10 protein-coding genes are annotated in these 13,369 nt (G+C 38.0%); 3 read left to right on the top strand and 7 right to left on the bottom strand.

The window, feature by feature from the left end:
* Positions 1-203: 203 nt before the first annotated feature.
* Positions 204-3,659 (bottom strand): methylmalonyl-CoA mutase family protein, encoded by a 3,456-nt coding sequence (locus LB467_RS03815; protein ID WP_224472701.1) that lies wholly within the window; start codon positions 3,657-3,659, stop codon positions 204-206.
* Positions 3,660-3,928: 269 nt separating this feature from the next.
* On the opposite strand from LB467_RS03815, the gene LB467_RS03810 reads away from it, so the two are divergent.
* Complete coding sequence (locus LB467_RS03810) at positions 3,929-4,636, top strand: DUF4197 domain-containing protein (protein ID WP_224472700.1); 708 nt, start codon at positions 3,929-3,931, stop codon at positions 4,634-4,636.
* Between the two features lie 159 nt (positions 4,637-4,795).
* A complete protein-coding gene (locus LB467_RS03805) occupies positions 4,796-4,978 on the top strand; it encodes a Lacal_2735 family protein (protein WP_224472699.1) in 183 nt (60 codons plus the stop codon).
* Here the strand turns inward: LB467_RS03805 and LB467_RS03800 are convergent.
* The 3 genes from LB467_RS03800 to prfA all read right to left on the bottom strand — a co-directional run bounded on the left by LB467_RS03800 (position 4,975) and on the right by prfA (position 7,785).
* A complete protein-coding gene (locus LB467_RS03800; protein WP_224472698.1) occupies positions 4,975-5,748 on the bottom strand; it encodes an ABC transporter substrate-binding protein in 774 nt (257 codons plus the stop codon). The genes LB467_RS03805 and LB467_RS03800 overlap by 4 nt on opposite strands.
* A gap of 10 nt (positions 5,749-5,758) precedes the next feature.
* Positions 5,759-6,577, bottom strand: a complete 819-nt coding sequence (gene pyrF / locus LB467_RS03795) for an orotidine-5'-phosphate decarboxylase (RefSeq protein WP_224472697.1) — start codon at positions 6,575-6,577, stop codon at positions 5,759-5,761.
* Positions 6,578-6,708: 131 nt separating this feature from the next.
* Positions 6,709-7,785: a peptide chain release factor 1 gene (gene prfA, locus LB467_RS03790; protein WP_224472696.1), complete on the bottom strand. Its 1,077-nt coding sequence runs from the start codon at positions 7,783-7,785 to the stop codon at positions 6,709-6,711.
* 380 nt (positions 7,786-8,165) lie between these two features.
* Here prfA and LB467_RS03785 point away from each other — a divergent pair, with 380 nt between their 5' ends.
* Entirely contained in the window at positions 8,166-8,825 is a 660-nt protein-coding gene (locus LB467_RS03785; RefSeq protein WP_224472695.1) for an ATP-binding cassette domain-containing protein, read from the top strand.
* Positions 8,826-8,853: 28 nt separating this feature from the next.
* On the opposite strand, the gene LB467_RS03780 is transcribed toward LB467_RS03785, so the two are convergent.
* The 3 genes from LB467_RS03780 to LB467_RS03770 form a co-directional block, all read right to left on the bottom strand.
* A complete protein-coding gene (locus LB467_RS03780) occupies positions 8,854-9,573 on the bottom strand; it encodes a hypothetical protein (protein WP_224472694.1) in 720 nt (239 codons plus the stop codon).
* A 234-nt stretch (positions 9,574-9,807) separates the two neighbouring features.
* The gene (locus tag LB467_RS03775) at positions 9,808-10,986 is read right to left on the bottom strand and encodes an AIR synthase related protein (RefSeq protein WP_224472693.1); all 1,179 of its coding nucleotides are present in this window, start codon (positions 10,984-10,986) and stop codon (positions 9,808-9,810) included.
* Positions 10,987-11,120: 134 nt separating this feature from the next.
* On the bottom strand, positions 11,121-13,307 hold the full coding sequence (locus LB467_RS03770) for a glutamine synthetase III family protein (RefSeq protein ID WP_224472692.1): 2,187 nt from the start codon (positions 13,305-13,307) through the stop codon (positions 11,121-11,123).
* Positions 13,308-13,369 lie beyond the last annotated feature (62 nt).

The raw sequence follows: 13,369 nt of genomic DNA, 5'->3' as shown, positions 1-13,369 counted from the left end.
CCTTTTTCCAACAAAAAACCCAACAACATTCTACTGCACAGGATCCCGATATCGCTATGCTCATCGGGAGGAAGAACACTTCCTAAACAAAATTTTGTTTTCAAAAACATTCGTTTCAAAAGATCCCGATATCGCTGCGCTCATCGGGATAAGCAGCCTGCACCTTTTTCTCTGCCCTTCGGTTGAGAAAAAGGGCGAGCTGCTTACATATTTCTTCTATACTGCCCTCCAACTTCAAACATCGCTCTGGTTATTTGACCAAGGGAACAAACTTTGGTGGCTTCCATTAGCTCCTTAAAGATATTCTCATTTTTAATAGAGGCTTCTCTAATCTTATCCAAAGCTTCTTCTGCAGAATCTTCTTTGGCTTTGTGAAGCGTGCTAAGAGTTTTAAGCTGGTGTTGTTTCTCTTCTTCTGTCGCTCTTATTACCTCGCCCGGTGTAACCGTTGGCGATCCTGTTGAACTTAAAAAGGTATTTACACCAATAATCGGGTAATCTCCATTATGCTTTAAGGTTTCGTAATGCAGACTTTCCTCCTGGATTTTTCCTCGTTGGTACATAGTTTCCATTGCGCCTAATACCCCGCCTCTTTCTGTGATTCGGTCGAACTCGGTTAAAACGGCTTCTTCTACAAGATCAGTTAATTCTTCAATTATGAATGAACCCTGAATTGGATTTTCGTTTTTCGCAAGCCCAAGCTCTTTATTGATGATTAACTGAATTGCCATTGCCCTTCTTACCGAAGCTTCTGTAGGAGTTGTAATCGCTTCATCATAAGCGTTAGTATGAAGGGAATTACAGTTGTCGTAAATCGCATACAAGGCCTGAAGCGTAGTTCTAATATCATTAAAATCTATTTCCTGGGCGTGTAAAGATCTTCCTGAGGTCTGAATGTGGTATTTCAACATCTGTGCTCTTGGGTTTGCACCGTATTTGTGCTTCAGCGCTTTAGACCATATTTTTCTGGCTACCCTACCTATTACTGCGTATTCTGGATCAATTCCATTGGAAAAGAAGAACGAAAGGTTGGGACCAAATTTATTGATATCCATTCCCCGACTTAAATAATATTCCACGTAAGTGAAACCATTGGCTAAAGTAAATGCCAACTGGGTAATTGGATTAGCTCCGGCTTCAGCAATATGGTAACCAGAAATAGAAACCGAATAAAAATTCCTTACTTTTTCTTTAATAAAATATTCCTGTACATCGCCCATTAAACGAAGTGCGAATTCCGTTGAAAAAATACAGGTGTTCTGCGCCTGGTCCTCTTTTAAAATATCGGCCTGCACTGTTCCCCGAACCACGCTAATGGTTTGTTCCTTAATTTCCTCATAAACTTCTGAAGGTAAAACCTGGTCTCCGGTAAGTCCTAAAAGCATTAGACCGAGTCCGTTATTTCCTTCGGGTAGATCTCCGCGGTAAACCGGGCGGTCTAAATCTCGATCATCATATAGTTCTTTATACTTTGCCTCAACTTTATCTTCAAGCTCATTCTCTTTAATATATTTCTCACATTGCTGATCTATGGCGGCATTCATAAAGAACCCTAACAACATAGGCGCCGGTCCATTAATCGTCATACTCACCGAAGTCATGGCATCTGCCAAATCAAAGCCGGAATAAAGCTTTTTAGCATCATCCAAACAGCAAATAGAAACCCCGGAATTACCAATTTTCCCATAAATATCGGGACGTTCATCCGGGTCGTTTCCGTACAGAGTTACAGAATCAAATGCGGTGGAAAGCCTTTTTGCAGGCAAGCCCATACTTACATAGTGAAATCGACGGTTGGTACGCTCTGGCCCACCTTCCCCGGCAAACATCCTGGTAGGATCTTCCCCCTGGCGTTTAAACGGATAAAGCCCCGCTGTATAAGGAAATTCTCCCGGTACATTTTCCTGAAGGCACCATTTTAAAATATCTCCCCAGGCCTTATATTTGGGCAACGAAACTTTAGGGATTTGAGAATGTGAAAGTGACTCGGTATGGGTGTCTATCTTGATTTCCTTATCCCGAACTTTAAATGAATAAACCGGCTCCACATATCTTGTAACTTTTTCCTGCCAGCTCTGAATCACTTCCCAGTTATAAGGATCGAGATCCATTTTTACACGATCAAACTCTGCAAAAAGTAACTTTAAAAAATCCTTTTGAGAATCTTCTGCAAAATCATTGATCTCTTCCTGGTTTATGCCGTGTTTTTCTAAATATTGAGATTGATTATTAGTCATATCTAAACCGGAAACCGACTCGATTGTTTTAAAAACCCCGTAAAGTTTCTGGGCTACTTCAGCCTGGCTTGCAGCTTTTTCATCATAGCTTCGGTTATTTTCAGCGATTTCTGAAAGATAACGTGTACGTTTCGGCGGGATCACGAAAATCTTTTCGCTCATTTCCGCAGAAATTTCAAAGGTGGAATTTAGATCGGCTTTGGTCTTTTCGGCAACTGTATCCATAATCTCACGATACAGTGTATTCATCCCCGGGTCGTTAAACTGAGAGGCTATAGTTCCAAAAACCGGTAATTTATCAGCGTCTTCATGCCATAACTGGTGATTACGCTGATATTGCTTTTTAACATCACGCAAGGCATCCTGTGCACCGCGCTTATCGAACTTATTTATAGCCACCAAATCAGCAAAATCCAGCATATCAATTTTTTCCAGCTGCGTAGCTGCACCAAATTCCGGAGTCATTACGTATAGAGCTACATCAGAATGATCCATTATTTCAGTATCACTCTGGCCAATTCCTGAAGTTTCAAGAATTATCAAATCGAATTCTGCCGCTTTTAACACCTCAACGGCTTCTGCCACGTGTTTAGAAAGGGCAAGGTTAGACTGGCGTGTCGCCAGGGAACGCATATAAACGTTTTCATTATTTATCGCATTCATTCTAATTCTATCTCCCAGTAAAGCGCCGCCGGTTTTTCTTTTAGAAGGATCAACGGAAATAATCCCGATGTTTTTTTCAGGAAAATCGCCTAAGAATCGGCGTACCAGTTCATCTACCAAACTGGATTTCCCTGAGCCACCGGTTCCTGTAATTCCCAAAACAGGAATTTTGCTTTTTTCGGTCCCATTTCTTAAAGGCTCAAAATGCTCAAGAAATGAATCATGCTTATTTTCAGCAAGGGAAATAAGCCTCGAAATAGTATTTACATTTTTATTTTTTAAATCTTCAGAAACAGATTTTTCTTCAACTAAATCACGGGTTTCAGTATCAACCCGCTTCACCATATCGTTAATCATTCCCTGCAGCCCCATTTCACGACCGTCATCTGGGGAATAAATTCGGGTAATTCCGTAATCCATTAATTCTTTGATTTCCTCCGGAAGAATTACTCCGCCACCACCACCAAAAATAGCAATATGACCGGCATTTTTCTCCTGAAGCAAATCGTGCATATATTTGAAGTATTCGGTATGGCCGCCCTGGTAGGAAGTCATCGCGATAGCCTGAGCATCTTCCTGAATGGCGCAGTTCACTACTTCTTCTACACCGCGATCGTGACCAAGGTGAATCACCTCAACGCCGGTAGATTGAATTATTCGGCGCATTATATTTATAGCCGCATCGTGCCCGTCAAAGAGCGAAGCTGCGGTTACGATTCTTATTTTATTTTTAGGGGTATATGGCTTTTGTTGTTCCATTGCTAATTATCTCTGAATTTTGGACCTGCAATTTACGAAAATCGCAACCAAATATTAGAATTTTAAGTTTTTTATAGGGATCTTTTAAACGGCTTTCTAATAATTGCTAAAGAAGAAAAAGTAATTTTCAGACCCAATTCTTTAATTTATATCTTTGGCCGCAAGCAATTATATAAAACCAGCATGATGCCAGATTCAATAATTTGCAACATACAGGGATAATTATAAGCCTGTGCCTAGATTCCCTGTTTGGGATAAAATATAAAAAGATGAAAAAAATACTACCCGTTTTAAGTTTACTTATTTTCTCCTCCTGCGCAGAATTACAAACCATAGCAGAAAATTACCCGCAAGCCGGTGTTAGTAATGCTGAAATAGCTTCAGGTTTACGCCAGGCACTGGACAACGGAATTGATAAACAAGTAACCAAACTAACTGAAGAAAACGGATTTTACAGTAATGAATTAGTGAGAATTACCCTCCCGCCCGAATTACAAAAAGTAGACAAAACACTTCGTGATTTGGGTTTTGATGCCTTAGCCGATGAAGGTTTAAAAGTTTTAAACCGGGCTGCCGAAGAAGCGGTAAAAGAAGCCACCCCAATTTTTGTAAACGCTGTGAAGGAAATCACGTTTAATGATGCCAGGAGTATTTTATTAGGCCAGAATAATGCGGCTACGATGTATCTTACCGGGAAAACCGAAGAACCGCTCTACGGAAAATTCAATCCCGTTGTTACCACTTCCCTTGAAAAAGTTGGCGCTACCGAAATTTGGACAAATATCATTAGCCGATACAACAGCTTACCCCTTACCAATAATGTAAATCCAGATCTTGCAGATTATGTGACTAAAGAAGCACTTGAGGGAGTTTTTACTATGATAGCTATTGAAGAAAAGGAAATTAGAGAAAAAGTTTCTGCAAGAACTACCAGCCTTTTGCAAAGGGTTTTTGCCCTACAGGACAGGCAATACTAAAAGAGTCCTTCAAAACTTTATATTCAGTTAAAAGTAATTAAAAAGCACGCTTATTTAACATTTTAAAGCTACAAGAAGAAAATTTTACATCAACATTAACGCTGACTTAGCAATCCTTTGCGCTTGTGCCTCCTATATTTGCAACAAAGACTAATACTTATGTTCAAAATCTTCGAAACAAGATCTACAGAAGAATGCCTTTGTGATAAGTATAAACATCTTATGCACAAAGCTTATAAATTGGCGCTTACCGATAAGGAAGAAAGCGACCGACTTAACGCAAAGGCGAAAACGATACTCAAGGAACTTAGAAGAATGCAATACGATAAAATAGATTCCTAGATGCTCAGTTTTTGAAAATAGTCTATTGCTTCCACCAATCGCGACCCGTACCAGCTAAAATATTCCCCATCTACCAATCTGATTTCCATATTTAATTGTGAAAAATATTCTTTATGCTTTTCCTTAAATGGAAATGGCTCTGAGGAAAGTAATAGTAAGTCAGGATTCTTTGCCTTTATTTCTTCAAAAGTAGTTTCAGGATAACGGGATTCTTTAAAAACATTTTCGAACTTATTCAGCTTTAAAAGCTCATCTATAAAAGTGTCTTTTCCTGCGACCATTAAAGGTTTCTTCCAAATAAAATATGCAACTTTTTTTACCGGTTTATCTTTGACCTGCTCCTGTAGGCTTGCTATTTTTTTCTTTACGGAATTTACCATCGTTTCCACCAAAGCTTCTTTTTGAAAGATCTTTCCATACTGAAACATTAATTCAAATGCATCTTCAAGCTTAACAATATCTGAAACGTGAACCGGTGCAATTTCTTCCAGCTCCTCTACCATTTCTTTGGTGTTCTCCTCTTTATTGCAGAGAATAATATCGGGGTTCATAGTCTTTATTCTCTCAAGTTTCACTTCTTTTGTGCCGCCTACAATGATTTTGGTTTTGCGAAGATATTCAGGATGCACACAAAATTTAGTAATGCCTACCAGATTCTCTTCCAGGCCTAAATCTACCAGAAGTTCGGTTTGACTGGGAACTAAAGAAACAATTCGTCTGGGGACTTGTGGAAGGTGTATTTGTCTTTGTAGTTGATCCCTAAATTCCATGCTAAGAGAATTAAAGCTGCCTTAATTCTTCGGCCATTTGCTGCTGAAGCACTTCGGCCTTGGCCCCTGCTATTTCAGCAAAATTCGAAGATTCAGAAGCATAAATAATCTTTCGGGAAGAATTCACTAAAAGGCCTACATTTTTAGTCATTCCGTACTCACAAACTTCTTCCAGTTTTCCGCCCTGGGCACCAACTCCCGGAACCAACAAAAAATTCTCTGGAATTATTTCCCTGATTTCCTTTAAAAATTCGGCTTTAGTCGCACCAACAACATACATAAGTCGGTCAGAATTTTTCCAGGTTTTAGAGGTTCTCAGGACTTTTTTATAAAGCTCTTCTCCGTCTATTTTTTGCGTCTGGAAATCGAAAGCACCTTCGTTAGATGTTAGTGCCAGTAAAATGGCCTGCCTGTTTTCAAATTCCAGAAATGGCTCTATTGAATCCTTTCCCATATATGGTGCTACGGTCACAGAATCAAAACCAAGATCTTTAAGAAAGGTTTTAGCATACATTCTGGAAGTATTACCAATATCGCCACGTTTAGCATCAGCAATGGTATACATTTCCGGATATTCGTGGTGAAGGTAATTAATCGTTTTTTCTAATGCCTGCCAGCCTTCAACGCCGTTGGCTTCATAGAAGGCGATATTTGGCTTATAGGCCACGCAAAATTTATGGGTGGCATCTATAATTGCTTTATTAAATTCGAAAATAGGATCGTCTTCCGACAGTAAATAGGTGGGAATTCGGTCTATATCCACATCAAGGCCCACAGATAAAAAAGACTTCTTTTTCAGGATCTGTTCAGTTAATTCTTGTGGGGACATAGTTTCGATTTTTATGGTTAATTAGATTTAAAATATAAAAAGAAAATTCCGCTTTCGCGGAAAGTAAATCTTAAAATAAAACTTTCGATAAGACTTCAAATAGACCTCCGCGCAGGCGGAGGTGACTAATGTTAGAATATATCTGAATTTTCTTTGAGCTTTTCGGTGTTTTCTACCAATCGCAATTCGTCTATTATTTTTTGAATATCCCCATTTATAATATTAGAAAGATCATAAAGGGTAAGGTTTATACGGTGATCTGTAACCCTTCCCTGGGAATAATTATAGGTTCTAATTTTCGCACTACGGTCACCACTGGAAACCATTGAGTTTCTCTTAGCGGCATCGGCCTCCTGCTTTTTAGCGAGTTCGATTTCATATAGACGAGATCGTAAAACCCTAAAAGCCTTTTCCTTATTCTTGTGCTGCGATTTTTGATCCTGGCACTGAGCTACCAACCCGGTTGGTTCGTGAGTTAATCGCACGGCAGAATAGGTTGTATTCACCGATTGCCCGCCTGGACCGGAAGAACAGAAATAATCTATTCTTACATCCTTTGGATCTATTTCCACATCAAATTCCTCAGCTTCAGGCAAAACCATCACGGTAGCTGCCGAAGTATGTACACGACCCTGGGTTTCGGTTTGTGGCACCCGTTGCACCCGGTGAACACCTGCTTCAAACTTCATTGTTCCGTATACATCTTCACCGGAAACCTCAAAGATCATCTCTTTAAATCCGCCGCTGGTACCTTCGCTATAATCTACAATATTGTGTTTCCAGCCTTTGCTTTCCACATATTTGGTATACATTCTATAAAGGTCACCGGCAAAAATACTGGCTTCGTCGCCACCGGTACCTGCTCTAATTTCCATCACAACGTTTTTAGCGTCGTCAGGATCTTTAGGCACCAACATCATCCTAATCTTTTCTTCCAGCTTTTTGACTTCTTTCTCGGCTTCTTCCAACTGCATTTTCGCCATTTCGGTCATTTCAGCATCACTCCCGTCTGAAATAATTTCTTTGGCTTCTTCAATATTATTGGTGAGCTCCAAATATTTTTCACGCTCATCCATCAAAGCCCTAAGGTCTTTGTATTCTTTATTTAATTCTATATATCGCTTTTGATCTGAAATCACATCGGGTTGAATAATTAAATCATTCACCTCATCAAAACGTTGCTTTACTATATTAAGCTTCTCAATCATATAATCACACTGATTTTAGGAAAACAAATTTACGATAAATTGATTGAATTATAAGATTGAAAAAAGAATTGTAAATTGATAATTAAAGGGAAATAAATGACAAGCAAAATAAGAGCAGTTTTCTATTTTTACAGGCAATTTATTTTGGTGTCTGTTTTACTGAATTTCCTTTTCCTTTTTTTCGGAAAACCTATATCACTTATTGTTATATTTAAACTTTTTCTTAGCTCCCTGGTATTTTATATATATAAAACCTCCTATCAAAACCAACTTTACTTTTATCAAAATCTTTCTCTGAGCAGTATAAAACTATTTGTTTTTAGCTTTCTGATAGATGTTATTTTCGTCATGCTTTCCGCCGGAATTTATTCTCTTCTATTATGATTTTTGAAATTGATAATGTTGAACTTTATTTTGCTGAAAAGCAAATCCTCCATGGCATATACTTAAAAGCTGAAACGGGACAGGTTACCGGAATACTTGGCGCTAATGGCTGCGGAAAAAGCAGTTTACTCAATATTTTCTTCGGAAGCCTCCAACCCAGGCATAAGCTGATTAGAATTGACAATAAACCTTACCTGAAGCCACTATTTAAATACGGGAACGTAAAATATCTACCGCAACAGAACTATATTCCGCCAAAAATGAAAATTGAAAGTGCTTTTCAGCTTTTTAAATTGAACCTCCAAAAATTTGAAAATGATTTTCCTGAATTCAAAGGTTTTAAAAATTTTAGAATGCGAAACCTTTCTGGTGGTCAACAGCGCGTAATAGAAATTTATATTTGCCTAAACAGCAAAGCCAAACTCATTCTTTTAGACGAACCTTTTTCGCATCTTTCCCCGATTTATGTTGAAAAAATTAAAGACTTACTTCAGAAGTTAAAGAAGGAAAAAGCCATAATTATAACCGACCATATGTACAGGCATATTTTGGATGCAAGCGATGAACTGTACCTGTTAAAGAATGGCAGCACGCAGCTTATTAAAAATAAAAAAGCACTTGAGGATTACCATTATTTACAACCCGGAACTTTCTAGATTTGCAGTAAAAACCCTTAATGAGGGATTAAACTTCACGATTTTCAATATTATAGGCAGACATTTCTAGTGGTTTGATCCAAAAAAGAAGTATCAATCCTAAGCTGAAAATATGAAAAAATCTATCAGGGTAATAAAAAACCGGTATATCTAAATAAAATGCAATAAAGAAATTAACATCAGAGAGGGCCATAAAAAGTGAAGCCAGCAAAAAATAGAAGCTCTTTTTATTACTATATCTATTGTTATATGTAATTGCAGCGCCAACCAAAACCATTGTAAGAATAGTAAACCCTAAATATGCGGGATTAAAATAATCGTATAAATGCGCTTCAGGCACCATAGTTAACAATTCAAACAAAAAATAAATATTTACACTTATTACGAAAAGCCCAATTAACAATTCTATAAGTCTATACTTTATAGCTCGAATCTTAGGAAAGACAATCCAAACTAACAGAAAAAAAGTAAGTGACCGGGCAATAAAAGTAATAAAATTAAAAATCTGATTTTCGTATAAAAGCAGAGATATATCGCAAATCCAAAAAGAAAGCAATACATAATGAATTTTAGAATTTAGCGCTTGAAAAGATAAACTCCATAAAATAAAATAAGAAGAAGCTCCTACCCTTAACCACCTACTATGCTCATCATCTAAAAAATAGAGCCCAAGTAAATTGAGTACAACCCAAAATATTGTAGAAGTAAAAACAAATTTTGAGTTATATATATTCAAATTATTCAGCAAGAAGTTACATTTTTACAGCTTAAACCAGGTATGAATCATTTTCGCGAATATTTCAAAAATCATCTATAATGATCCGATTTTAACCTTGTTAAGCCGGCTACCTATATAAATTAAAAAACAAAATATACGATTAAACTTATGGTTTTTAAAAAATTTAGCTGTATTCTCTTAAAATCTATAATTCTAAAGAATGCTATGTAAATTTCCCTCTTAAATACACAGAACGTTCAGCTTTTAATACTGGAACTCTCCGAATTCACTATTTATAGTGAGTTTCTTTTCCTCTGAAGCTTCTACCCTGCCAACAATTTGTGCTTCAACATTAAAAGATTTGGAAATTGCGATAATTTCTTCGGCAATTTCCGGGTTTACATAGAGTTCCATACGATGGCCCATATTAAAAACCTGGTACATTTCTTTCCAGTCGGTTTTACTTTCTTGTTGAATAAGTTTGAAAAGCGGTGGCACTTCAAACATATTGTCTTTAATAATATGCAGATTATCTATAAAGTGAAGGATCTTGGTTTGAGCCCCACCACTGCAATGCACCATTCCATTAATTTCTTTATTGCTGAATTTAGACAGGATTTTCTTAATAATAGGTGCGTAAGTTCGGGTTGGGGAAAGCACTAATTTCCCGGCATCTAAAGGTGAATTTTTAACTGAATCGGTTAAAGATTTTGTTCCTGAATAGATCAATTCTTCAGGAATATCATTATCAAAACTTTCGGGATATTTTTTAGCTAAAACTTTAGAAAAAACATCGTGGCGTGCAGATGTAAGTCCGTTACTTCCCATTCCGCCATTATATTCTTTTTCGTAAGAAGCTTTTCCGGAAGAAGATAAACCAACAATCACATTTCCAGGTTCTATATTGGCATTATCGATAACCTCAGCTTTTTTCATTCTGGCAGTTACTGTAGAATCTACAATTATAGTTCGCACCAGATCGCCAACATCGGCAGTTTCACCACCGGTAGAATGAATTTCAACACCAAATTCTTTTAATTCAGCAAGCAATTCTTCAGTACCATTTATTATTGCTGAAATCACATCACCCGGAATTTTATTTTTATTGCGGCCAATGGTAGAAGAAAGCATTATGTTATCTGTAGCGCCCACACAAAGCAGGTCGTCTATATTCATAATTAAGGCGTCTTGCGCGATGCCTTTCCAAACCGAAAGATCTCCGGTTTCTTTCCAGTACATATAGGCCAGGGAAGATTTCGTACCCGCACCATCGGCGTGCATAATAAGGCAATGATCTGTATCTCCCGTGAGATGATCGGGCACAATTTTGCAAAATGCTTTTGGGAATAATCCCTTATCTACATTTTTAATCGCATTGTGCACATCCTCTTTTCCTGCTGAAACACCACGTTGGGCATATCTTTTACTTACTTCCTGACTCATAATTGTATTGTTGAAGGCCCAAAGATAAACAGATTAGATTTTTTAGCGTATAATGCCGATTACTAATTTCAATAGAAACAAAAAAACCACGTGCATTACACACGTGGTTTTGAATATTTATTTACTTAAACAGATTATTTGGTAAAAAGCAACTCTCTGTATTTAGTTAATGGCCAAAGCTCATCATCTACCAGAAGTTCCAGTTTATCACAGTGATATCTTATTTCATCAAAATAAGGCTTAACATCATCACAATAAGCAAAGGCACGTTTTTCAGAGTCTTCTATCTTATTGGCAACTTTTCTAGCCTCGATCATAGCTTTCACTCCGCTGTTAATTTTAGCGATATGTGCAGATATCTCTTCAATGATCTCTAATTGCTCGTTAGAATGTTTCTTAAAGTCTTCATTATAGATATGCTTCAAGCCTTCTACGTTCTCAATAAGAATATTCTGATAACGAACCGCTGTTGGGATCACGTGATTTCTGGCGATATCTCCAAGAATTCTACCTTCGATCTGAATTCGCATCGCGTAGTCTTCAAGCTCGATTTCGTGACGGGCTTCCAGCTCCACTTTGTTCATCACTTGCATTTCTTCATAAAGAGCGATCGTTTTCTTGGAAACCTGAGCTTTTAATGCTTGCGGCGTAGTTCTATTATTACTTAAACCACGTTTTTTAGCTTCTTTTTCCCAGGCTTCACCATAACCATCACCTTCAAAACGAATGTTTTTGGATTTCTTGATGTAATCTCTAAGCACGTTAAAGATGGCATCATCCTTCTTCATCTTCTTGCCTTTAATCAACTCATCAACTTCAATTTTAAAGTCTTTAAGCTGCTTGGCCATAATAGTATTAAGAACCGTCATTGGATTAGCGCAGTTTGCGGTAGAACCAACTGCTCTAAACTCAAATTTGTTACCTGTGAAGGCAAAAGAAGAAGTACGGTTACGGTCGGTATTATCCAGTAGAATTTCCGGAATTTTACCTACTACGTTAAGTTTTAGATCTGTTTTTTCCTGCGGAGACAATTTTCCATCGGTTACTTTTTCTAATTCATCCAGCACCTCGGTTAGCTGAGTTCCAATAAATGCCGAAATAATTGCCGGTGGTGCTTCGTTAGCTCCTAATCTGTGATCGTTAGATGCACTTGCAATGGCAGCTCTCAACAATTCTTCGTTATCGTGTACTGCTTTAATGCTGTTAATAAAGAAAGTTAGAAACTGAAGGTTCTTCATTGGAGTTGAACCTGGCGCCAATAGGTTTGTACCGGTATCTGTAGCCAGAGACCAGTTATTGTGTTTACCACTACCGTTAATTCCTGCGAAAGGCTTTTCGTGCAGAATTACTTTAAAATGATGTTTTTCGGCAATCTTGCTCATAATATCCATAATTAATGAATTATGGTCTACGGCAAGGTTACCTTCTTCAAAAATTGGAGCAAGCTCAAACTGATTTGGAGCTACCTCGTTGTGACGTGTTTTTACCGGGATACCAAGTTTCATACACTCAATTTCCAGGTCACGCATATAAGCCAATACCCTTGAAGGGATTGAACCAAAGTAATGATCGTCTAATTGTTGTCCTTTTGCGGGAGAATGTCCCAGCAAAGTACGTCCTGCCAAAGAAAGGTCAGGGCGGGTCGCCGCTAAAGCAGAATCGATAAGAAAATATTCCTGCTCCCAGCCTAAGGTTGCAGTTGTTTTAGTAACATTTTTATCAAAATATTTAGCTACTGAAGTTGCCGCCTGATCTACTGCTTGCAATGCTCTTAGAAGCGGTGTTTTATAATCTAAAGCTTCGCCAGTATATGAAACGAAGATTGTAGGAATACAAAGCGTGGTTCCCCAAATAAAAGCGGGAGAAGTAGGATCCCATGCGGTATAGCCACGAGCTTCAAAAGTATTTCTAATTCCTCCACTCGGGAAACTTGAGGCATCTGGTTCCTGTTGTACCAAAGCACCACCACCAAATTTCTCTATTGCACTACCATCAGCCTGAGTTTCAAAAAAGGCATCGTGTTTTTCGGCAGTTGCTCCGGTTAGTGGTTGAAACCAGTGCGTATAGTGGGTCGCCCCTTTTGAGATGGCCCATTCTTTCATTCCGGTAGAAATATGATCAGACACTCTACGGTCAATTTTCTTACCGGTTTTTATAGCTTCCATCACATTTTCATAGGCTTCCTTGGTAAGGTATTGTTTCATGGAGGCTTCGTTGAACACATTCGTTCCAAACAGCTCAGACCTTCGGGCCGGCTCCTTAATTTTAACCGGCTTGCGGTTAAAGGTTTCTTTTAAAGCTTCAAATCGTAAAGTTGACATATTGGTGTTTTTGATAATTTTAAATTTCAGCTACCAAATGTATGTATTTTTACACATACCCC

Origin of the sequence: Salegentibacter tibetensis (assembly GCF_020164485.1) — a bacterium.
GTDB lineage: Bacteria > Bacteroidota > Bacteroidia > Flavobacteriales > Flavobacteriaceae > Salegentibacter > Salegentibacter tibetensis.
This window is presented reverse-complemented; position numbering and strand designations above follow the sequence as displayed.

Bases quoted from the DNA above. Each gene is read 5' to 3' on its own strand.
- LB467_RS03815 (WP_224472701.1), bottom strand. From the start codon at position 3,659: ATGGAACAACAAAAGCCATATACCCCTAAAAATAAAATAAGAATCGTA.
- LB467_RS03810 (WP_224472700.1), top strand. From the start codon at position 3,929: ATGAAAAAAATACTACCCGTTTTAAGTTTACTTATTTTCTCCTCCTGC.
- LB467_RS03805 (WP_224472699.1), top strand. From the start codon at position 4,796: ATGTTCAAAATCTTCGAAACAAGATCTACAGAAGAATGCCTTTGTGAT.
- LB467_RS03800 (WP_224472698.1), bottom strand. From the start codon at position 5,748: ATGGAATTTAGGGATCAACTACAAAGACAAATACACCTTCCACAAGTC.
- pyrF (WP_224472697.1), bottom strand. From the start codon at position 6,577: ATGTCCCCACAAGAATTAACTGAACAGATCCTGAAAAAGAAGTCTTTT.
- prfA (WP_224472696.1), bottom strand. From the start codon at position 7,785: ATGATTGAGAAGCTTAATATAGTAAAGCAACGTTTTGATGAGGTGAAT.
- LB467_RS03785 (WP_224472695.1), top strand. From the start codon at position 8,166: ATGATTTTTGAAATTGATAATGTTGAACTTTATTTTGCTGAAAAGCAA.
- LB467_RS03775 (WP_224472693.1), bottom strand. From the start codon at position 10,986: ATGAGTCAGGAAGTAAGTAAAAGATATGCCCAACGTGGTGTTTCAGCA.
- LB467_RS03770 (WP_224472692.1), bottom strand. From the start codon at position 13,307: ATGTCAACTTTACGATTTGAAGCTTTAAAAGAAACCTTTAACCGCAAG.